The 21,567-nt window shown below is 38.7% G+C and carries 18 protein-coding genes and 1 pseudogene; 10 read left to right on the top strand and 9 right to left on the bottom strand.

Annotated elements, in window-relative coordinates; genetic code table 11:
• Positions 1-81: 81 nt before the first annotated feature.
• Positions 82-810, top strand: a complete 729-nt coding sequence (locus tag PSV17_RS06085) for a proteasome-type protease (protein WP_300480672.1) — start codon at positions 82-84, stop codon at positions 808-810.
• Positions 811-896: 86 nt separating this feature from the next.
• Here PSV17_RS06085 and PSV17_RS06080 read toward each other — a convergent pair whose 3' ends face one another.
• Positions 897-3,848 (bottom strand): EAL domain-containing protein, encoded by a 2,952-nt coding sequence (locus PSV17_RS06080; RefSeq protein WP_300480671.1) that lies wholly within the window; start codon positions 3,846-3,848, stop codon positions 897-899.
• Between the two features lie 563 nt (positions 3,849-4,411).
• Between PSV17_RS06080 and PSV17_RS06075 the strand changes: the two genes are divergently transcribed.
• A complete protein-coding gene (locus tag PSV17_RS06075; RefSeq protein ID WP_300480669.1) occupies positions 4,412-4,822 on the top strand; it encodes a low affinity iron permease family protein in 411 nt (136 codons plus the stop codon).
• A gap of 104 nt (positions 4,823-4,926) precedes the next feature.
• The gene (locus PSV17_RS06070; protein WP_300480667.1) at positions 4,927-5,301 is read left to right on the top strand and encodes a DUF202 domain-containing protein; all 375 of its coding nucleotides are present in this window, start codon (positions 4,927-4,929) and stop codon (positions 5,299-5,301) included.
• 14 nt (positions 5,302-5,315) lie between these two features.
• Here PSV17_RS06070 and PSV17_RS06065 read toward each other — a convergent pair whose 3' ends face one another.
• The 7 genes from PSV17_RS06065 to dnaA all read right to left on the bottom strand — a co-directional run bounded on the left by PSV17_RS06065 (position 5,316) and on the right by dnaA (position 15,475).
• On the bottom strand, positions 5,316-5,528 hold the full coding sequence (locus PSV17_RS06065) for a hypothetical protein (RefSeq protein WP_300480664.1): 213 nt from the start codon (positions 5,526-5,528) through the stop codon (positions 5,316-5,318).
• 75 nt (positions 5,529-5,603) lie between these two features.
• Positions 5,604-6,899 carry an AsmA family protein gene (locus PSV17_RS06060; protein WP_300480662.1) on the bottom strand — a complete coding sequence of 432 codons (1,296 nt, stop codon included), beginning with the start codon at positions 6,897-6,899 and terminating at the stop codon, positions 5,604-5,606.
• Between the two features lie 850 nt (positions 6,900-7,749).
• On the bottom strand, positions 7,750-8,166 hold the full coding sequence (locus tag PSV17_RS06055; RefSeq protein ID WP_300480661.1) for a CBS domain-containing protein: 417 nt from the start codon (positions 8,164-8,166) through the stop codon (positions 7,750-7,752).
• Between the two features lie 319 nt (positions 8,167-8,485).
• Positions 8,486-9,799 carry a M48 family metallopeptidase gene (locus PSV17_RS06050; protein WP_300480660.1) on the bottom strand — a complete coding sequence of 438 codons (1,314 nt, stop codon included), beginning with the start codon at positions 9,797-9,799 and terminating at the stop codon, positions 8,486-8,488.
• A gap of 389 nt (positions 9,800-10,188) precedes the next feature.
• Positions 10,189-12,618: a DNA topoisomerase (ATP-hydrolyzing) subunit B gene (gene gyrB / locus PSV17_RS06045; protein ID WP_300480659.1), complete on the bottom strand. Its 2,430-nt coding sequence runs from the start codon at positions 12,616-12,618 to the stop codon at positions 10,189-10,191.
• Positions 12,619-12,676: 58 nt separating this feature from the next.
• Entirely contained in the window at positions 12,677-13,777 is a 1,101-nt protein-coding gene (dnaN, locus tag PSV17_RS06040; protein ID WP_300480658.1) for a DNA polymerase III subunit beta, read from the bottom strand.
• Between the two features lie 282 nt (positions 13,778-14,059).
• The gene (dnaA, locus tag PSV17_RS06035) at positions 14,060-15,475 is read right to left on the bottom strand and encodes a chromosomal replication initiator protein DnaA (RefSeq protein ID WP_300480655.1); all 1,416 of its coding nucleotides are present in this window, start codon (positions 15,473-15,475) and stop codon (positions 14,060-14,062) included.
• Between the two features lie 259 nt (positions 15,476-15,734).
• On the opposite strand from dnaA, the gene rpmH reads away from it, so the two are divergent.
• From rpmH to mnmE, 5 genes are all read left to right on the top strand, one after another.
• Positions 15,735-15,869 carry a 50S ribosomal protein L34 gene (gene rpmH, locus PSV17_RS06030; protein WP_013149458.1) on the top strand — a complete coding sequence of 45 codons (135 nt, stop codon included), beginning with the start codon at positions 15,735-15,737 and terminating at the stop codon, positions 15,867-15,869.
• A gap of 139 nt (positions 15,870-16,008) precedes the next feature.
• Positions 16,009-16,386 (top strand): ribonuclease P protein component, encoded by a 378-nt coding sequence (gene rnpA / locus PSV17_RS06025; protein WP_300480653.1) that lies wholly within the window; start codon positions 16,009-16,011, stop codon positions 16,384-16,386.
• Positions 16,387-16,404: 18 nt separating this feature from the next.
• On the top strand, positions 16,405-16,614 hold the full coding sequence (gene yidD, locus PSV17_RS06020) for a membrane protein insertion efficiency factor YidD (RefSeq protein WP_300480651.1): 210 nt from the start codon (positions 16,405-16,407) through the stop codon (positions 16,612-16,614).
• A gap of 35 nt (positions 16,615-16,649) precedes the next feature.
• Complete coding sequence (gene yidC, locus PSV17_RS06015) at positions 16,650-18,278, top strand: membrane protein insertase YidC (protein WP_300480648.1); 1,629 nt, start codon at positions 16,650-16,652, stop codon at positions 18,276-18,278.
• On the top strand, positions 18,265-19,614 hold the full coding sequence (mnmE, locus tag PSV17_RS06010) for a tRNA uridine-5-carboxymethylaminomethyl(34) synthesis GTPase MnmE (RefSeq protein ID WP_300480645.1): 1,350 nt from the start codon (positions 18,265-18,267) through the stop codon (positions 19,612-19,614). Before yidC ends, mnmE begins: the two co-directional genes overlap by 14 nt.
• Positions 19,615-19,687: 73 nt before the next feature.
• On the opposite strand, the gene PSV17_RS06005 is transcribed toward mnmE, so the two are convergent.
• Positions 19,688-20,023 carry a YegP family protein gene (locus PSV17_RS06005; protein WP_300480643.1) on the bottom strand — a complete coding sequence of 112 codons (336 nt, stop codon included), beginning with the start codon at positions 20,021-20,023 and terminating at the stop codon, positions 19,688-19,690.
• Between the two features lie 477 nt (positions 20,024-20,500).
• Here PSV17_RS06005 and PSV17_RS06000 point away from each other — a divergent pair.
• Positions 20,501-20,755: pseudogene (locus PSV17_RS06000) on the top strand (DNA methyltransferase); the annotation flags it as partial.
• Positions 20,680-20,901, top strand: a complete 222-nt coding sequence (locus PSV17_RS13935; RefSeq protein ID WP_366910418.1) for a DNA methyltransferase — start codon at positions 20,680-20,682, stop codon at positions 20,899-20,901. The pseudogene PSV17_RS06000 and the gene PSV17_RS13935, both read left to right, overlap by 76 nt.
• Positions 20,902-21,567 lie beyond the last annotated feature (666 nt).

The raw sequence follows: 21,567 nt of genomic DNA, 5'->3' as shown, positions 1-21,567 counted from the left end.
GGCGCGATTTACAGCGCAAACAAGTTGCTTGTTTAATCATTAAAAAGTTATTATTAATGCTTTATTTCTCAAGCTGCATTTATGACTTATTGTGTTGGAGTACTTCTAGAATCTGGATTAGTCATGGCATCAGATACCCGTACAAATGCGGGGGTGGATCAAGTAGCTACTTTTCCTAAAATGACTACTTTTGAAGTACCTGGCGAGCGCACGATGATTATGCTCACTTCTGGTAATTTAGCCGTTACACAAGCTGTATTGCAACACTTACATAAAGACATCGCCAACAATGAAACGCAGCATTTACTCAATGTCAGCGATATGTTCGATGCTGCGCGACTAATTGGTTTGGCCATCCGTACTGTGCATAAAGAAGATGCCGAACATTTACGCCACCACAATACAGACTTTAATATCTCGGTTCTGTTTGCTGGGCAAATAGCGGGTGAGCCTACACGGCTTTTCCATATATATTCTGCTGGAAATTTTATTGAAGCCAGCAAAGAAACCCCATATTTTCAGATAGGCGAAACTAAGTACGGCAAGCCGATTTTAGACAGGGTAATTAATTACAAATGTAGCCTAGAGGACGCACTTAAATGCGTACTCATCTCATTTGATTCGACCATTCGCAGTAATGTGTCTGTTGATTTGCCAGTGGACGTGCTGGTGTATAGAAATAATAAACTTAGCATCGATTACAATCACCGCATTGCAAAAGACGACCCTTACTTTCTCTCAGTGCGTCAACATTGGGGTGAGGGTTTACGTAAAGTATTTGCCGAAATCCCAAATCCTGATTGGTGTTGATGCCTGTTAAATGCTCTTTAAAAAGTCTGAAAGGGCTTTTTTAAACGTGCATCCAAAATAGCCAATCCCAAGATGTGATTGCACAATTAATGTTTCAATGATTTAAACTCTCTGAAATACTTGTCTAATTGTTCTATTGGCATAGCTCTGCTGTAGTAAAAACCTTGCACTTCGTCACACCCTTGCGCCCGCAAATAGGTTAATTGCTCAATGGTTTCCACCCCTTCTGCGATAGTTTGTAAACCAAGACTTTTAGACATGCTAATCACGGCGCTCACAATTGCTTTATCTTCAGGGTCGGTATTAATGTCTCGCACAAAAGATTGATCAATTTTGAGTTTATAGACTTTAAACCTCTTTAAATAACTCAATGAAGAATAGCCTGTACCAAAATCATCAATAGATAAGCGAATACCCAGCTCATGTAAATTATTCATCATCTCAATGGCACCTAGAGGGTCATACATTGCAACGCCTTCAGTGAGCTCTAACTCAAGATATTCTGGAGCCAGTCCAATTTCTTCAAGTATTTGTGTGACTAATTTAGGTAAATCTGGATGACGGAACTGTATTGCTGAGATATTCACCGCCATGATTAATGGGTCGTTACCCTCGTCCATCCATAATTTAGCTTGTTTCACGGCTTGCCGTAACACCCACTCCCCGATAGAAATTATCAATCCTGAATCTTCAGCAATTGGTATGAATTCCGCAGGAGAAATAGTACCAAGGTCTGGGTGATACCAGCGCAATAAAGCTTCTGTACCGATGATGCAATTTTTATTAAGAGATATCTGAGGTTGATAATGCAAATGTAGTTGATTGCGTTCCAGTGCGTAACGTAAAGCATTCACCAATTGTAAATTTCTGGAAGATTTAGCCTGCATTTCAGCAGTAAAGAAACGATAATTGTTTCTTCCCTCTTGTTTGGCTCGATACATTGCGGTATCGGCTTTTTGAGAGAGTATCTCAAAATCATTGCCATCGTCAGGATACAACGCAACACCTAATGAACCAGTGACAGTGAGTTCAAACGAATCAATGTGATAAGGCATAGCCATAATATTTAGCAGTTTTTGCGATACGTTAGCCGCACCTAGCGAATCTGTCCCTGGTAATATTAATATAAATTCATCTCCACCTAAACGTGACAGCGTATCTTCTTCACGCAAGGTCAACTGTAATCTACTCGCTACCTCTTTTAGTAATAAGTCACCAATACTGTGACCTAGTGTGTCATTAATGTCTTTAAAGTGATCAAGATCGAGGAATATAATGGCCAATTTTCCATTATTGCGCTTAACCAAACTTAATGCGTATTTGAAATGGTCTTGCAACAAAATCCGATTAGGTAAATTAGTTAACGCATCAAAATGGGCGAGTTGCTGTATTTGCTTTTCATATTCTTTACGATTAGTAATGTCTCTAATAAATGCGCTAAAAAAGACTAAGTTACCTGTTTCAATTTTTGCTATAGACATTTCCGCTGGCATTTCTGTACCATCAAGCCTTAACGCAGATACCTCAACACGTCGACCAGTCATGTTTGACTGATTTGTGGCAATGACTCTTTTCATTCCTTTTAAATGCGCTTCACGGTCTCTTTCGGGAATTATAAGATCAGAGAGTTTTTGACCCATAGCATCCTCTCGTTGGTAGCCAAACATTTTATATGCGGCGCCACTCCACTCAATCACTAAGCCTTGGCTGTCCATATTGATGATTGCATCTAAGGAGTTTTCCAGCACTAATCTCGAGACTTCTTCACTCTCTAACAATTTCCCTTTAAATTGTTCCCGTTCATTTTCAATATCAAAATTATCCAGCGCAAAATCAATATCTGAAGTCATTTCAATCAACAGATTTTGACCTTGTTTATCGAACACATTTTGGTCATTGGCATAGATATTAAAGATACCTACAACCTTACCATTGCGATGCAGCGGTAATGCCGCAGAAGCACCCCATTCAAATTTTGAACCTAGTTCATGCCAAAATCCTGTTGAAGGGTCATGACGAAAATCAAGACACCAAAACGGTTTATCTTCACGAAATGCTGTGCCGCTAGGGCCACGTCCAGTATTCACTTTAGCGTCAACGGAAATTTTAAGAAAATCTAAATATTCTGTCCCCGTTCCATAAGAGGCAACAGGAATTAATAATTGACTCTTTTCATCAAAAATCCCTATCCAAGCCATCTTCATGCCGCCAAAGAGCACGGCATCTTGGCAGATTTTAGGAAATAGTTCCCTCTCATTTTTACTACGCACAATCGCCTGATTGCATTGACTTAAAGCTGCATATAGTTGAGTTTGCCGATGGCTTCGTAGTTCTGCAGCTTGATGTTCATTATTAATTTGAGCCAATTTGATTTGGGTTTGAGAGAGCCACCCCATCACACTGTTTTCCATACCTTTTCCGACTGGAATCTTTGATAACAGCTCCCCACTGCCAATTCTTACTAAATGCCTGTGCACCTCATCTGCAGATGCCCCTAATATGGCATTTAGTAATTTATAGTGACGCCATAAGGCAAAAGAGAACATTACTCCGAAGAAAATGACAAGTATTCTCAACACCAAAGCCGTTGTTTCAGCATAATGAATATTTGCTAAAGTCCGTATTTCCATCATTTGGTTGAAATTAGAGATGGGCTGCATAATGGCAGCCTTAGCCTGATGGTAAGCCATGTCATGTAACATTAAGCTAGCTTTATTACGAACAAGGGCCGTAGTGGCATTCGTAGGTTCGATTAACTTCATTGCAGCGAACTCTCTGTTCGTCAACAAATCAGAGTTAGACTTAGCTTTTGATAACTCTGCAAACTCTATATTGGTGAACCCTGCTTCTTTCATCCTCTGCAGTAAGGGCTTATTTTCACCATAAGCGCGAGGCCTGATGTTGTCAGCTAATACTAAATCCCAATATATATTGTTGTAGGAAGTTGGGCGAGGGAGCTTGCCATTACGTATATCCAAAATCTCTTGATAATGTTGCTTATAAATACTATCGCCAGTGATTACATAAGTGCGCACCATGCGCGTAAGGTCATCAGATGATTGACGTAGTTAATCAGCTAAAAGATACGATTGAATTCTTAGTTCATTAGCGCGGTCAACCTGTATTTCTGAACGAATATATGCAACAAATACGCCAGATAGAATAAGCAACATAACTAACGTTAGTCGATAACTCTTGGAAATACTCAGGTATTTTATTTGATTTGCCACTTACTAACCCTTAATAAATTAGGCTTTGCTCTAACCCGAAAAATATATATAACAAATTATAACTTTATGAGTATTACTACCCAATTATGGAAATTAAATGATTAAGAATAAGGATACACCAAGGATAAAAGTATCATTGTTAAAATAAACACTTAATCATGTTCTTATTAGAAGGTTAACACCGTTATCTTTAGTTTTAATTCCGTCGTACCGGAAATTTGTTTTTTTTAACCTAGTTAAGTACTAGTTAAGTATAAAATTAGTATGGTCGCGTAACTTTGCTGGATAGTCAGTAAAAGTTTAAGTAAATAAAATGTGGTTTAATTGTTAAACAATAAAGTTAAACAAACACCATCAAGGAAATAAAACTTATGCGCAACACTTCTTGGTATTCAAATTTTGCTAAGGTCACAGCTCACTTCTGCGGTCGACCGCGCGTGTTTGCCTTTGCAACTGCGATTGTTGTCGTGTGGATTCTTACAGGTCCGATCTTCAATTTTAGCGATACATGGCAATTGGTTATTAATACAGGAACAACCATCATCACATTTTTAATGGTTTTCTTAATTCAAAATACACAAAATAGAGATACTGAGGCCATTCAGGTCAAGCTTGACGAGTTAATCCGCGCTACAAAAGGCGCTCATAATGTACTCCTGGATTTGGAAGATCTTGAAGAGGAGAATCTCGATGAATTCAAAAAGAAATATCAGGCACTAGCGGCGGCTGCGCGGACTAGCTTAAGCCAAGGGAATTTTGATACTGATTCACCAGAACCATGATTAAAAGTTAGCATATAGGGTTAATATTTAGATTTGAATAACTACTTAATTGATATATCAACTTACTTATTTTTTATAATCAAGATAACTTTTAAGGAATACAAATGGCTTCTGACCCAAGTGTCTTTTTTGCTGCAGAACGTACTTTATTAGCTTGGCTGCGGTCGAGTATGACCGTAATGGCACTTGGGTTTGTTGTAGCTAAATTTGGCTTATTTTTATCGGTATTGTCATTATCAAATCAAACTAATAATACCTTGCAACCGAGTAATGGTACTGCAGGTATCTTGGGCGTTTCGCTGGTGATGATTGGAGTTATCATTTCAGTAGGGGCGCAATTAAACCATTATCGTTATCTTAAAACGCTTCCACCTGAAGATGTACCCAAATTAGCAATTCCTTGGTTGGCTTCATTATTTAGCTTTTCAATTGCATTAGTGGGGTTACTTCTAGCAGGCTATCTTTTTATTGCGAAATAATTTTGATGTATAAATTAACAACATCCGCTTTTACTTTTTTTAGTTGGCTTCCACACTTTCGTGAATTCCTCTTTGCTCATGGCCTTTACATTCAAGTCCTTTTGCAATTCCCCATCCACCACATTCGTTTGATAATGATTAAAATGAGCTAAGTATTTTTCATAAGCTCGATTAAGCCCCAAAAATCTTGTAATTTTTGCCCACAACCACTTTTTAAATTTAAACATAACAGACCACCTATTTTGTTAATTTATACCAACTATCTTACCTATTGCCCTACAGTATGTTGCAAACATGGCTATTTATTTTTCATCACCGATAAATAAGCCTTTCAAGTCTCCTATAGCCTCGCCAGCCTTAATGCCAACTCCCGTCCCTACCGGTCCTAAAAGGGCGGTACCTGCAACAGCGCCAGCTATAGCAGCCTTGGTTGGGAATACTGTTGGGTTGTCTAAAGTACCAGAAACTTGTAACGGAATTGCTGCAATCTTCATGCTATTCTTGACTTCTACTTTCACCTCGCCATTTAGGCTTTTATTCGGGTTTATTTTCACTGCGCCGTAGGTTAACATCAGTCCAGAACTTATTTGTAAATTACGTAATTGATATGTTTTACCTGAGATTCCAAGCAAGCCAGTGAACTCATCAAACTTGGTTTCACCGCCTTTACCCTGCCCTAAAAGCATTAATGGCGCTTTTGCCAAGTCAAAACCATAGAGCACACCATCTTTTACATTAAATTTAAAATTCGCATGCAAGTTATCCGCTAGCTGTGCGGGCTCTTTTGCTGTCGCAGTGTATTGGCCGCTGCTAAAAAGTTGGCCACTCACGCTTGTAGACTTGGTCAGTAACGTTGCTGGCTCATGTAGCGCTAGGTTATCAAGCTTGATTTTTCCGTTAATCTTATAGCTTTTACCCCAAGTTAAATTAGCAACGCCGCTTAACTTACCACCATAAAATGTGCCGTCAATTTTAGAAACCTCCAACTTGCTTTCGGTTAGCACCATATTCATCTGTAGCTGGTTAATGAGCAAAGGCGCTCCCATCGGCAAAATCCACTCTTTGGCAGTGAGCGTGATTAATTGCCGACTACTCTGGGGGATAAAATTAAACTTTAGCTGGCCATCTACACTCTCTATCTTAGCTGCTTCAGGCTTACTTTCAGCGCTTAAGCTGATATCAGCATTCATCTCTAGCAAGCGCATGCCTGGCCAATCAAGCTTTGCATCCTTTATAATTATTTGACGTACATTTACAGCATTGTTGCTGGGTTTCCCCTCTGCTTCCGTGGCTAAACCAGCTAAAATATTAAGCGCGTCCTTTGTACTCATGGGCTTTATCACTCGCAAGCTTGATATTACCTTGGTCTCTGACAATAAAGATGTAAGGGCAGGAACCACAGAAATATGCGCGATAGTTAACTCTCGATGTTTACCCACCACGACATCACCCACGTTAAGACGCGGGCTTGGCAATAAGGCTACGCGAAGCGACCCAATGCTGACTGGTTGGCCGAGCGTGTTCGTTGCCAACGCTTCTACCTGCTGAATATATGCACTCATGGGAACTAAGAATGGCACAACAAATAGTACTGCCACAATAGCCGCAAACCATACCAGCTTTTGCTTCCACGGATGTATGATATGACCTCCGTTATAAAAAATGGAAACTGAACCAATTTCGCCTCAATTGGGACATAATTATCCCTTGATGCAGCTTGCGCTAAGAACGCCACTGATTAATTTCCTTAAATCAATACAATTATCTTACTGCTAGTAGAGATTAATGTCGACAGTCAAATATGGACAAGGAGTATTCCTTGTTTGACCTTGCATAAAACTAAAAGAAATATATAGCATTTGAAAATGCAATATATATAACAAGTTTGAGTACCTTAGTACAAAATTAGACTTACAAAATTAGACTAAGGTACTCAAATCAAATCCTATGATTGCTTTATATAATTTTGAAGTTATACGTTATTCATTGGTGATTTTGCCCTACTAGCTTTACTCTTCTTTCGCCAAAGATACAAAGCCACAAATGTTAACGCTTTAATTGCCAGAGACTTTCTCATTTGATAATCCTTTCCTATATGGTGAACTTAAAATTATGCTTCTCCTGATTTTGCGTCTGTTAGCAAGCGTTCGAAGATATAAACATATCTTCAAGAATATTTTCTACTGCAATTAAAACTACAATTATCTACCCTTGGTTCAGCAGGTAAAGACGAATATTCTAATAACGCATTTACTATTAACCCCAGCAAGTAGGTTCTTGCACAAAATGGACCCCTATCCGAGAGTTTGATGCTTGTGTCAGGCTAATAGCTAGGCTAAGTGTCGTAGACTTTATTAAGCGTAGAAGTAAGCAATCATGAAATTTAGACAAAAAACCCGTGAATATTTATCCACGGGTTAAAGAATCTTAGCTTAAAGTAAGCTCTAGTTAATTTGGCTGTGAGATTGACTCAAGCGCATCCCCAGCAGCTTCATCACCAGAAATTGCAAGGTCTCCGAGCGAAACAATGCCTACCAAATGTTCGTCAATATCTACCACTGGAAGTCTACGCACTTGCAGACTACTCATCATTTGAGCTGCATCTTCTACGGTCTCATCCTCATAAATAAATTGTACATCTCGGGTCATAATTTCCCTTACATGATGTTCATTAGGTGAAAAACCTTTGGCAACAGCGCGAATGGTGATATCACGATCAGATAACATGCCTACCAATTGATTGTTATCCTCAATCGGTAAAATCCCGAAATCACAGTCCCCCATCATTTCCGCAGCCATCTGCAGTGTGTCCTCAGGAGATCCAATCCGCACATTTTTCGTCATTACTTCGCTGATATACATCATTAACTCCTTCAAAAAGAAATTGATCAAAAGGACACTTTAATGATTCAGCCTAAGATGGATTATCAGAGTTATGATGAAATGAATGTAGGAATACATTCATTAATAAGGTAGATTTGGAAATAAAAATAGTATGAACTCGCGTTGTGGTGTTGGAGTGAGCGTAATTAAGCACGCGACCATTAAGCCTAAAAGCGAGTTTAATTTAATAAATTACTAAAAAAGCCAAGATGCAAATTTTTAATTGGTTAAATAAACTTTAATTTTCCAGTTTGAAGGTCGAAAACTAATGACCTCACTTCAAAATCAGGTCACTAATATTTTATTTCAGCGCTAAATCTGATACTGCTGCTATATCAACTCCTTCACACTTAATCATTTTTGCTTTTTTACAATTAGTATCATCACTTTCAGTGAGCTCTTTTGCCTTTTTAAAATAAATTTTAGAGCTATCTATTTGCCCTAATCCCTTTGCCGCTGTTGCAAGATAATAGTAAGAGAGATCAAATTGATATCCAATTTTTATAAGCTTCTGTGCCAGTCCCCGCCAATCACGGGTGTCATGCAATCTTCGTAACTCAACTTGGTTCATATAAAATTTTAAGCTACAAGTTTTACAATTGAACTCAAAAGTACCAGCTTTGAATGATTCATAATCAGCTGAGTAGAATGCCATAGTCTTTGATTCGTCTAAAACTGGTGCCGGTGCCAGAGAAGACCCTTCTGAAACAACGCGAACATTGGAACCAAAGCCTGACGACTCACTAGCGGTTTTTACATATTGGAATGTTGGTTTGTAATTGGCATAAAGCGGAGCTTTTACATCGTAAATTTTTTTCATCGGCTCCTGCAGAGCAGTTAAAGCATCAATTCTATTCGGTGGTGAAGGATGAGTACTCATAAAGTCACCTTTAACTTTATTACCAGTTGCCTCCATCATTTTATGCCACAGCGAAACTGCTGCCTCTGGGTTATAACCCGCTTGGGCAGCAAGCTCGATGCCTAGCTTATCAGCCTCGGTTTCTGCACCCCTACTATTTGGTAAGGTAACAAATGCAGCACCCGCTAAAACTGCTGTGTTTTGCACCGCTTGCGTGTTGTAATTTCGTTGTGACTGGTAAGCACTTCTATCAGAAGCCGCCGCTGCAACGGTTACAGCCCCTACAGCAATTTGAGTTAAGATTTGCACAGACATTTTTTCTGTGGTGTGATTTGCCAAAGCATGGGATATTTCATGTCCCATGACCTGTGCTAGCTCATCATCAGTTGGCTGAACCTTATTTAGTAAACCTGTATAAACGGCCATTTTTCCGCCAGCCATACAAAAAGCATTTACTTCTTCCGATTCAATTACATTGACTTGCCATTGCCACTTTTGAGAGTTAGGTTTATATAAAACAGCTTGCTCGACAAGTCGGTTGGTAATTTTTTGAACACGCTCATTGACTGCTGGATCACTACTAATTTTGCTTTCTTTTCCATAGCCATTAATCATAGACTCATAAAGTGATGAACTTTTGTTAATGGCAGCAGCCTCTGAAACTAAGATAAGTTGTGATCTACCTGTCATTGGGTTGGTGGCGCAGCCCGTTAAGAGTGAGGTAAGGACAAGGCCTATTGTTATTATTATTTTCATTCTTTACAACCCCTATTAAAATCATTCTTACAAACGCCGACATTTTTTTATGTCTAATTGTTTGAGTATTATATTTTTATTATTCAGTGAAGAACACGAAACTAACTTCTTAATATCGTGAGAAGTTTTAAAGTCTTAACAGCATTGACACTCTTATTCAATAATGTTGAATTAGTATAAATAAACATTTATAAATATCCTAATATTACTAACGTTAGTCTGTGAGTAAGTTAACCGTCAACAACTCTATGGTTAATTCTGGGCCGAGAACCTATCACAAGCATATAAAGAAAAAGGGTCCAATTAGGACCCTTTATGAATTTCAGTTTAAAAATTAAAAATCTATTTTTTTGGGAAAAATCTAGAAATCAGTGGGAACCTACACTACCCTAAATATCTAAGTTACCAACCCCTAATGCGTTGCTTTCGATGAAAGCCCTTCTAGGTTCAACTTGATCGCCCATTAGGGTTGTAAATATTTCATCGGCTGCAATTGCATCATCAATTTGTACTTTGAGTAAACGACGTACCGTTGGATCCATTGTAGTTTCCCATAATTGTGATGGGTTCATCTCGCCCAAGCCTTTATAGCGTTGTATATTGAGATTGTGTTTTGCTTCTTCTAACAACCAATCTAGCGCTTGTTTGAAAGTGGTGATGCTTTGTTCTTTCTCACCGCGTTTGATTAAGGCACCTTCACCTAATAAACCTTGCAGCATCACAGACATTTTGCTAATTTGACGATAATCTCCTGAGCCTAAAAACTCGGCATCAATCACGCAACACTGCAAATTACCATGTACATATTTATTGATTTCTAAACGATGTGCGCCTGCTTCTTTGTCAAAACCTACAATCACATCACTGCCAATAGCGCCTAAAATTGGGCGTAATTTAGCTGCTGCAATTTCTGTAGTTTCTTTAGTACTTAAACTCATTTCACCTAAATCTTGCATAGCGCGCAACACGCTCTCGTCATAAAGCGCGGCAATTCTGCGTATCACGGCTTCTGTCAGTACCATTTGTTTTGCAATTTCAGCTAATGGTGCGCCTATAATCACTTCTGCGCCTGTTTTAGTGGTTAGCTCAGCGCCTTTAAGTGCAGATTGCAGTAAGTATTGATCCAACTCTTGTTGATCTTTTAAATAGCGTTCATCTTTGCCTTGTTTAACTTTATACAAAGGTGGTTGTGCAATATAAATATGGCCGCGTTCTACTAACTCTGTCATTTGACGGTAGAAGAATGTGAGAAGCAAGGTACGGATATGCGCACCATCAACGTCGGCATCGGTCATGATAATAATACGGTGATAACGTAATTTCTCTGCATTAAAGTCCGCTTTACCAATGCTGGTACCAAGCGCAGTAATGAGTGTGGCAATTTCTTGTGAGCCTAAAAGTTTATCAAAACGCGCTTTTTCTACGTTTAGAATTTTACCTTTTAACGGCAAAATCGCTTGAAACTTACGATCACGCCCTTGTTTAGCTGAACCACCCGCTGAGTCACCCTCCACAAGGTAAATTTCACATTTAGCTGGGTCACGCTCTTGGCAATCTGCCAATTTACCTGGCAAGCCCATGGTATCCATCACACCTTTACGACGTGTGATTTCACGTGCTTTACGCGCAGCTTCCCGCGCACGAGCGGCATCGACCACTTTACCTACAATGATTTTTGCATCCGCTGGATTTTCTGCTAAGAATTCAGCCAATTTAGCTGAAACTACTTCTGATACCACTGGTTGCACTTCACTTGAAACTAATTTGTCTTTAGTTTGAGATGAGAATTTTGGATCTGGCACTTTAACGGATAACACACAGCAAATACCTTCGCGCATATCATCGCCAGTTGTTTCTACTTTAGCTTTTTTAGCAATATCACTTTGCTCAATATATTGGTTCAAAGTACGTGTCATGGCCGTGCGCAGGCCGGTTAAATGCGTACCGCCATCACGTTGTGGAATGTTATTGGTAAAACATTGTACCGTTTCAGAATATGAATCATTCCATTGCATAGCCACCTCAATGGTCATGCCGTCTTTTTCGCCCATTGCATAAAAAGTTTTTGGATGAAGCACCGTTTTACTGCGGTTCATGTATTCCACAAAACCTTTAATACCGCCTGAATAGGCAAAGTTTTCACTTTTACCGGTGCGCTGATCAAGTAACTCAATTTTCACTCCGTTGTTTAGAAAAGAGAGTTCACGAATACGTTTTGCTAATATTTCGAAATGGAATTCTACCAATATAAAAGTTTCTACTGATGCTAAAAAGTGAACTTCGGTACCTCGTTTTTCAGTCACACCTGTTTTAACTAAAGGTGAAACTGGCACGCCACGCTGAAACTCCATTTGGTGCACTTCACCTTTACGGTAAATTTTCAAACGCAACCAGTCAGATAGGGCATTCACTACAGAAACGCCCACCCCATGCAAGCCGCCAGAAACTTTATAAGAGTTTTGGTCAAACTTACCGCCTGCATGCAATTCTGTCATCACAATTTCAGCGGCTGAACGTTTAGGCTCGTGCTTATCATCATCTTTAATGTCTGTTGGAATGCCGCGACCATTATCAGAGATACTAATTGAGTTGTCCGAATGAATTGTGACTTTGATATCGTCACAATGACCAGCTAATGCTTCGTCAATCGCATTATCTAACACTTCAAACACCATGTGATGTAAGCCTGAGCCGTCTGATGTATCACCAATATACATACCCGGGCGTTTACGGACTGCATCTAAACCTTCAAGGATTTTAATGCTAGATGAATCGTAATCTGGCGACACTGGTTTTGATTCTGATTGGTTTTCAGCCATACTTATTGTCTTTATTTAGTAAATATTTGGGTTTAACTGTTTCACGTGAAACAAGCGCTTAAATACGCATCGGCATGACTACATATTTGTAATCATTATTCTTAGGTACTGTGATTAAGCAGCTACTATTTGCATCTGCAAATGAGAACGTGGCTTGCTCACTACTCGTATTATTTAACACATCAATTAAATAGGTAACGTTAAAACCTATGTCTAAGCTATCGCCTGCGTAATCAATTTCTAATTCTTCTTCAGCCTCTTCTTGATCGCTATTTGTGCTGATGAGTTTTAAATTATTATTACTTAGCACCATGCGAATACCGCGATATTTTTCGTTTGATAAAATTGAAGCGCGCTGCATTGCTAACAACACGCCTACTCTATCCGTTGTAAAGCTGTTTTGATGCCCTGTTGGAATCACACGGTTGTAATCTGGGAACTTACCATCAATCACTTTTGAGATTAATTTAAAATGACTAAAACTGAAGTTAACTTGGTTACTTGCTAATTCAATTTGTACATCTTCATCACTATCATCTAGCAGCTTGATTAACTCAATCACAGTTTTACGCGGCAAGATAACATCTTGTTTATCGTAATTTTGTTTAAGTTCTGTTGAGGTAAAGCTTAGTCTATGCCCATCTGTACCGACAATGTTTAAACGATTAGCAACAACTTCAAATAACAAGCCATTTAAGTAATAGCGAATATCTTGTTGTGCCATGGCAAATTCAACTTGCTTTAACAAATCTTTTAGCTGACGTTGACCAACTGTTACCAAAGTACTTTCACCTTGTGTTTTAGTCATTACTGGATAATCTGCCGCAGGCAGCGTTTGTAAATTAAACCTACTTTTACCAGCTTTTAATGTAATACGGCTGTCATTAGTCGCCATATTAATTTCTGAGCTATCTGGCAATGAACGACAAATATCAAGTAATTTTTTAGCTGATATCGTAGTTGAGAAATCACCTGTTGCTGCACTTTCTATTGAAAGTGATATTTGCATTTCTAAATCTGTGGCGGTTAGATGAATTTTGTTTTGTTTAGCCTCTAATAACAAATTAGACAATATTGGTAAGGTATGTCTTTTTTCTACAATACTAGTGACTGAAGTCAAAGGCTTTAACAATGTTTCGCGGTTGATTTGTATATTCATCTTTATAACCTAAATAATATATATATAAATAATAATAATAATAATGTTGCAATTTTCTGTTGATAACTGATTATTTTTTAATTAAATCAATATATTAACTCTAATTTTTTTATCTTAATAAAAGCATATTCTACTGTGGATAAATTGTTGAGAAAATAATGTAATTCTTAAATACACAACCTTTTCCTACTTTTATCCACAGAAAGTTCATAACTTAACTTGATATAAACTACGTGAAAATACACATAATTTATAAACTTTTATTTTATCTAAATAGTAGTTCTAATCTCTAATTACTTGCACTAAAAAGCTAATATCACGCGTAAACGTAGGGTCATTTTGCCTTAATAAATCTACTTCATCACAGGCATGCATTACCGTTGTGTGGTGCCTGCCACCAAACGCCTCACCAATCTCTGGAAAGCTATGGTTGGTAAGTTCGCGCGATAAAGCCATAGCAATCTGCCTAGGTCGAGCAAAGTTACGCGTACGCTTCTTGCTGTACATCTCGGCGACTTTAATTTTGTAATAATCAGCAACGGTTTTTTGTATATTTTCCATTGTTACTTGCCTGCCGCGAACAGCTATTAAATCACGAAGCGCATCTTTTGCTAAATGTACATCAATAACATGACCAGTAAACTTAGCCATTGCAATAATACGATTCAAAGCCCCCTCTAACTCTCGTACGCTAGAGCGTATTTGCTTAGCAATAAAAAAAGCGACATCTTCAGGTAGGTTTAAATTAACCGCTTCTGCTTTTTTTAATAGAATAGCCACACGCATTTCAAGCTCTGGTGGCTCCACGGCAACTGTTAGGCCCCAGCTAAAGCGTGTACGTAAGCGTTCATCTACATCGATAATTTCTTTAGGGTAAGTATCACAGGTAATCACGATTTGCTTTTTAGCTTCAATCAATGAATTAAAAGCGTAGAAAAATTCTTCTTGCGTACGGGTTTTTTTGGCAAAGAATTGAATATCATCAATTAACAATAAATCTAAAGAATGATATTGGCGCTTAAATTCATCAAAAGCTTTATGTTCATAAGCTTTTACTACATCAGTGACATAACGTTCAGCATGCAAATAACGAATCTTAGCTTCTGGATTATTTTTCTTTAATTCATTACCTATCGCTTGCAGTAAATGCGTTTTACCAAGCCCTACGCCACCGTAAATAAACAATGGGTTATAAGCTGTACCAGGGTTTTCTGCTACCTGTATGGCAGCGGCGCGCGCTAATTGGTTAGCGCGGCCGGTTACGTAATTATCAAAGTTAAATGAACTATTTAAACCAGAGCTAACTTTGGATGGCTCATTAGTTTTTTTATTGATACTTTTAGAGGTTGAAATCGCATGGCTAATTTGACTGATTTTTGATTCCATCAGATTAACATTATTGCTAACTTCATTTTTAAACGTATTTTTTGCAGTGTTTTTTTCTGAGTTATTTTTTTGATCGGACTCAGCAATAATAAAATCAATTTTAATATTGGCTAACTGTAAATCATGCGCAAACTGTTCAATTTTTTTTAGAAACCGTTCTTTCACCCATTGCATCACAAAACGATTAGGCGCGACTAGACGTACTGCATTACCCTCAACTTCTGCATGAAGAGGTTTAATCCAAGTATTAAATTGTTGCGTAGAGAGCTCTTGTTCAAAACGACTGAGACAAGTTGGCCAAAAATTTTCCATCTATCGTGATTTACCTAGGTATTTAGTTAGCAAAACAATCATTTGCATATAAATAATTGTTAACTATTTGTTTTTATTGTAATTAATAATATAATTTGCTTATTAATTTTAGATAGTTTATCGAATACATTTTAGCTTGTTTACGTTAACTTATCCACAGGCAAATACAATCTTTACTAAACTAAATAAACGTTGACAAAATAGGTGGTTATCGTGTCTAATAGCGCCCTTTATAGCATTTCGCTCGTTGGAGAATTACATGAAACGTACTTATCAACCTTCAAAAACACGTCGCGCCCGTACGCATGGCTTTTTAGTTCGTATGGCTACTAAAGGTGGTCGTGCTGTTATTGCAGCTCGTCGCGCTAAAGGTCGTAAACGTTTAGGTCTGTAATTTTAAAGTCCTTTAGGGCTTTTATATTACATCGCAGCATTTATCAGCGTTAGTTTTAACACAGTAATTTTAGTTACAGTATTGCTAAAGCAGTTAAAAAATAATGGTGCAAACATACAGGCTTGTTAAGCAAGCCAAGATGATTAAAACGGATGATTTTTCATCCGTTTTTAATTTCCGCAAACGTTTTTCTTTGAAGTATTTGGCCATGCACTATCAGCCAAATAATCTTCAACGTGCCCGTTTAGGTTTAGTTGTAGGGAAAAAAACGGCTAAATTAGCGGTCAGTAGAAACTATATGCGTCGTGTTTTGCGCGAGTTTTTTAGATTAAACCAGCATGACATTTGCCATGTTGACTTAATTATTAGAGTGCAAAAAAAATTTGATAAAAAAGATTTTATTCAAATAAAACAAGAGTTTGATTCACTTATTTTTAAATTAAACCAGCGCGTTATTTCAAGCCAACAAAAGAGCTCACAAGTAATGACCCAAACAGACGTAAATGATAGTCTCTAAAAATTAGTGATGAACATAATGGCGCGTATACTCATATGGTTGATTAAAGTTTATCAAGTATTGCTTAGCCCATTTTTTGGCCAGCAATGTCGGTTTTACCCTACTTGCTCACATTACTCGATAGAAGCTATTAATAAGCATGGCGCTGTAGTTGGCAGTTATTACACAGTACGTCGCTTGTTGCGTTGCCATCCTTGGCATGCTGGTGGACATGACCCCATACCTTAACATTTAAATATTTTATAAAGATTGCCCTAAAAATCATGGATACAAAACGTTTAGTTCTGTTTGTTATATTTTCAATGTCAATTTTGATGTTGTGGGATGCTTGGCAGCGCCAAAATGCACCAGTTGAAGTTGTGCAACAAGGCAGTCAAACTGTTGGTAGTACTACAAATAATTCGCCTGCAGTGGCTGGCAATGTCGCTCTAGATAGTGATTTTAAACTTTCAGCGGGTCAACGCATTAGCGTTACTACAGATCTATACAAAGCGGATATTGATACCACAGGCGGCGATTTACGTAGATTAGAATTGTTGAAACATCGCTCTTCAGATAACGTTCAAACTAACTTTGTTTTGTTGGATGATGCAGCAAAGCCAATGACTTATGTTGCGCAAACAGGCTTAATAGGTGCAGATTTACCTTCACATAAGTCTGTCTTCACCAGCGCAGCTACCACTTACCAAATGCAAGAAGGCAAAGATGCATTAGAGGTGCGTTTAAGTTGGGTTGGCAATGGTGTAACAGTAGATAAAATTTATACTTTCCATCGTAATAAATACGCAATCGATGTGAATTATGAAATTAAAAATGGCTCTGCAACAGCCATTACACCTGTAATTTACTACCAAATCGTGCATGATAATGAGTCAAATCAAGGCTCTAAATTAATGCCAACCTTTACTGGTGGTACCTACTTTACAAACGAAACTAAGTTTAAAAAATTAGCATTTAGTGATATGGCTAAAGAGCCACTCAAAGTGACTTCAAGCGACGGTTGGGTTGGTTTGTTACAGCATTACTTTGTAAGTGCATGGATTCCAAAAGATGGTTTAGCACGCGAGTTTTATACAGAAGAGCTTAATGAACATATATATAGAATCGGTTCAAAAAGTACATTAAGTACCATTGCACCAGGCGCGAGTTTAACGGTTCCAGCACGTTTATATTCAGGCCCGCAAACTAAAAAAGATTTAGTAGAAACGGCACCAGGCTTAGAATACACCGTAGATTACGGTTGGCTAAAAATGGTGGCTTCACCATTGTTTTGGGTGTTATCACTTATCCACAGCTTGGTTCATAACTGGGGCGTAGCGATTATTTTGCTCACCTTGTTGATTAAAGCGGCGTTCTACCCATTATCAGCAAAAAGCTATCGCTCAATGGCACAGATGCGTGAATTAGCGCCACGTTTAGAATCAATGAAGCAAAAGTTTGGTGATGACAGACAAAAGATGCAGCAAGCGATGATGGAGCTCTACAAAACAGAGAAAATCAATCCTATGAGCGGTTGCTTGCCAATTTTAATTCAAATTCCAGTGTTTATTTCGTTATATTGGATGTTGCTAGGCTCAGTTGAACTACGTCACGCACCGTTCTTTGGCTGGATTCAAGATCTTTCAGCGGTTGATCCTTACTATATTTTGCCAATAATCATGGGCATTTCTATGATTATTCAAACCAAACTTAATCCTAAACCAACTGACCCAATTCAAGCTAAGGTGATGACATGGATGCCTGTAATATTCAGCGTATTCTTCTTCTTCTTCCCTGCTGGTTTAGTGTTGTATTGGGTGGTGAATAACATCATCTCAATTTGGCAACAATGGTATGTAAATAAATCAATTCATGCTGCAGCATTATTGAAAAAGACAGGTGGCAAGCAATAAACCAATAGACACCATTGCCGCCATCGCCACTGCCAGTGGTGCTGGCGGCATTGGTGTTGTAAGAGTGTCAGGCCCTTCTGCAAAGCTAATAGCGACGGGAATTCTAGCGCAGTGCCCTCCCGCGCGTCATGCAGCTTATCTAGATTTTAAGCAAGCCAACGGTGATTTAATCGATCGTGGCATCGCTATTTTCTATCCAAATCCACATTCATACACTGGTGAAGATGTTCTAGAGCTTCAAGCTCACGGCGGCACTGCACTTATGCAGATTTTGCTGGCACGTTGTATTGAGCTTGGTGCACGTCAAGCCGAGCCAGGTGAATTTACACGCCGCGCTTACCTTAATGACAAAATAGACTTAGCTCAAGCTGAAGCGGTTGCCGATGTAATTAATGCCGCTACTGCTGAAGCTGCTAAAAGTGCAGTACGTTCTTTGTCAGGTGAATTCTCGCAACGCATTAATGCCCTACTTTTAAAACTGATTGATTTACGCATGTTTGTAGAAGCATGCTTAGATTTTCCTGAAGAGGAAATAGACTTTATTACGCAAGGTCGCGTAGCAGATAAATTAGCTGCAATTAGCGTTGAGTTGAACGCGGTGTTTGCAAAAGCCAAGCAAGGTAGCTTATTGCGTGAAGGCATTAATGTCGTTTTGGTCGGTCAGCCCAATGTTGGGAAATCCAGCTTGATGAATCAGCTTGCGGGTGAAGAAATTGCAATTGTGACTTCAATTGCAGGTACGACACGCGACACCATTAAAAATGCTATTCAGATAAATGGCGTACCTTTGCATGTAATTGACACCGCAGGCTTACGTGAAACAGACGATGAAGTAGAAAAATTTGGTATTGAGCGAACTTGGCGAGCTGCACAAAGCGCCAATATCGCATTATTGATGGTAGATGCAGCTCACGGTATCACGGAAGCTGAAAGATCGATTTTAACTAGGTTGCCGCAAGAAATTCGCAAAATTTGGGTACATAATAAAATTGATGCGACCAATGAACCTGCTTTAGTAGCCGAAAAAGATGGTGCAACGCATATTTATCTTTCGGCCAAAACTGGCGCAGGTTTAGATTTACTAAAAAGTCAGTTACTAAAACTTGCAGGTTACGAAAATAATTCTGAAGGTGTTTTTATGGCGCGCGCCAGGCATTTGGATGCTTTAAGCCAAGTACAAACACATTTAAGTTTAGCGGCTGAACAAATCAACTCGGCAGAGTTGGTGGCAGAAGAGTTAAGAATTTCTCAAGATGCATTAAGTAGCATTACGGGGGAATTTACGCCAGATGATCTATTAGGCGAAATATTTTCTAAATTCTGCATAGGCAAATAAATTCTGGCAACATTTTAACTCATGCTTGCCTGAGTTAAAATGTTGCCAGAATTGCGCTACTAAGAATTAAAACTTAAGCTGTTTGGTCGTCTACAGAAGCTTCTGGTGCATTTTTTTTCACTGACTCAATGCCATTATCGCGACCTGCTTCGCTCTCGTACATTTGACTTTGACCTATTACTTGGTGATTGGCTGCTTTAAGTACAAAGTAGTGTTTCTCAGATTTTGAAGCTAAACGATCATAACGTGCATCATCTGCGGCGTTTTTTTGAATAGAAGCAATACCATTTAATGCGCTGGCTTTACTCTCATACATTTCACTTTGCATAATAATTTGGCCATTACCCGCCAATAGATTGAAGTGAAATTGCCCACTTTTTGCTGTTTTTAATTCGAATTTACCCGCCATACAGTTCTCCTCAATATTTTTCGGTGAAGACGCTATGGTATATATAACAAAACGCCTGCCATACTATAGGCGCGCAGTCATGCGCTCGTCAAGACCATCGTCATTTTAGACCTAAGTACAAAAATGTTAATTTTGTGTTTCACGTGAAACAATCATTTTTCTACACAAGCAACAGCCCGTCAAATACTGGGTGTGTAGACTTTCAAGCCACTTCCACCCGCCCGGAATGATAGCAAAATGCGCGAAGCGCCATGCCTCCTCGCTATTTTCGGCAGTCTATTCAAATCTTGATGGATGCAGAGGCGCTGCGCAATTTAGATGAACATTACATCAGTAAGATTATTCTTAAGCTTATTTAACATTTGTTTTTAGATGCGCTATGGGTGGAGTTTGAAAAAGTTAAGAGCAATAAACCGCTTGGCAGAGTTTAACCAAAAGCTACGTACTCTCACCGTTTTTGACTAAGCTTGTGTATGCGGCAACTTTTTAGGCGTCACTTATCGCGAGTTCAGAGTATTGGTGCTTGAAGATTTACGCGCTAGCCATGAAACAGGGCAATTGGTCATGGACGTGCAAGTCTTGATTAACATTAATGTAGACCAATTATACTGCATTGAGAGTGAAGAGTTTCCCGCGCAAATTAGCCAAGTAGCGCTATGGTTAACCGATTACCAAAGGAATATGAAAATTCTAGAAGAATTTGGCGCAATTTTTTTGCGCGTATTACCTTAAAAGCCACGCCGCATATTGTGTGTGGCAATGCCCTACAAACCGATTGGCAAAGCATGCTACCTGCAAAGCGCTGTAGTTATGTGCTTGGTAACACACCGTTTTTGAGTAAAAGCACTCAATCGGATGCACAAAAAAATGACATGTAATTGGTGTGTGAGGATATTAAAAAAGCGGGTTTGCTTGATTTTGTCGCGGCTTGGTACATCAAAGCCACACGATATATGGCTACAACTCGTTTCCCTAATCGGGGAAGGTAGGAATGGGGATGAAATACAGATAATGAATAACACTGTGCAAGCTTCTACCCGACCCTAGCCCTCCCCTAGCTTCGAGGAGGGAATATTAAGTATGCCTTTGTTTCTACAAATAGCATTTATTACCAAAGGCGAGAAGATAGGCGTGTTGTGGGTTTGGTTTGCAGGAGGGTCGCCGATAAAACCATTTATAAATACGAAGATATTAAAGGTGAGCCGCATGCGATTAAGACGAATAATATCAACCCATATTTAGTGGAGACACCTAATTTGATATTAGAAAAGAGCAGCAAGCAAATTTCAGTGTGCCACAAATTACTTATGTAAGTAAGCCAGCAGATGGCGGTTATTATTTACAACAGAAGAAACGGCAGCATTTATATAAGTTAGGCCATTAGCAAAAATTTTTATAAGGTCCTTTATAGGCTCCGAAGAGTTAAGAAATGGTAGCGTAAGATATTGTTTATGGTGAAAAGAAGCTAGTCCACAGCTATTGCGGTAAATGCCGTATGTGATGCAGTGTATTGGCAGTTAAAAAATCCGTCTTTAAAGCACCAA

The sequence above is a fragment of the Methylotenera sp. genome (genome assembly GCF_029946165.1).
Lineage (GTDB): Bacteria > Pseudomonadota > Gammaproteobacteria > Burkholderiales > Methylophilaceae > Methylotenera.
The sequence above is the reverse complement of the archived record's forward strand: the minus strand, read 5'-3'. Positions and strand labels throughout refer to the sequence as shown.

What these genes read in the sequence shown, in the direction of transcription:
- PSV17_RS06085 (WP_300480672.1), top strand. Translation starts at nt 82, where the DNA reads ATGACTTATTGTGTTGGAGTACTTCTAGAATCTGGATTAGTCATGGCA.
- PSV17_RS06080 (WP_300480671.1), bottom strand. Translation starts at nt 3,848, where the DNA reads ATGGTGCGCACTTATGTAATCACTGGCGATAGTATTTATAAGCAACAT.
- PSV17_RS06075 (WP_300480669.1), top strand. Translation starts at nt 4,412, where the DNA reads ATGCGCAACACTTCTTGGTATTCAAATTTTGCTAAGGTCACAGCTCAC.
- PSV17_RS06070 (WP_300480667.1), top strand. Translation starts at nt 4,927, where the DNA reads ATGGCTTCTGACCCAAGTGTCTTTTTTGCTGCAGAACGTACTTTATTA.
- PSV17_RS06065 (WP_300480664.1), bottom strand. Translation starts at nt 5,528, where the DNA reads ATGTTTAAATTTAAAAAGTGGTTGTGGGCAAAAATTACAAGATTTTTG.
- PSV17_RS06055 (WP_300480661.1), bottom strand. Translation starts at nt 8,166, where the DNA reads ATGATGTATATCAGCGAAGTAATGACGAAAAATGTGCGGATTGGATCT.
- PSV17_RS06050 (WP_300480660.1), bottom strand. Translation starts at nt 9,799, where the DNA reads ATGAAAATAATAATAACAATAGGCCTTGTCCTTACCTCACTCTTAACG.
- gyrB (WP_300480659.1), bottom strand. Translation starts at nt 12,618, where the DNA reads ATGGCTGAAAACCAATCAGAATCAAAACCAGTGTCGCCAGATTACGAT.
- dnaN (WP_300480658.1), bottom strand. Translation starts at nt 13,777, where the DNA reads ATGAATATACAAATCAACCGCGAAACATTGTTAAAGCCTTTGACTTCA.
- dnaA (WP_300480655.1), bottom strand. Translation starts at nt 15,475, where the DNA reads ATGGAAAATTTTTGGCCAACTTGTCTCAGTCGTTTTGAACAAGAGCTC.
- rpmH (WP_013149458.1), top strand. Translation starts at nt 15,735, where the DNA reads ATGAAACGTACTTATCAACCTTCAAAAACACGTCGCGCCCGTACGCAT.
- rnpA (WP_300480653.1), top strand. Translation starts at nt 16,009, where the DNA reads ATGATTAAAACGGATGATTTTTCATCCGTTTTTAATTTCCGCAAACGT.
- yidD (WP_300480651.1), top strand. Translation starts at nt 16,405, where the DNA reads ATGGCGCGTATACTCATATGGTTGATTAAAGTTTATCAAGTATTGCTT.
- yidC (WP_300480648.1), top strand. Translation starts at nt 16,650, where the DNA reads ATGGATACAAAACGTTTAGTTCTGTTTGTTATATTTTCAATGTCAATT.
- PSV17_RS06005 (WP_300480643.1), bottom strand. Translation starts at nt 20,023, where the DNA reads ATGGCGGGTAAATTCGAATTAAAAACAGCAAAAAGTGGGCAATTTCAC.
- PSV17_RS13935 (WP_366910418.1), top strand. Translation starts at nt 20,680, where the DNA reads ATGGTTAACCGATTACCAAAGGAATATGAAAATTCTAGAAGAATTTGG.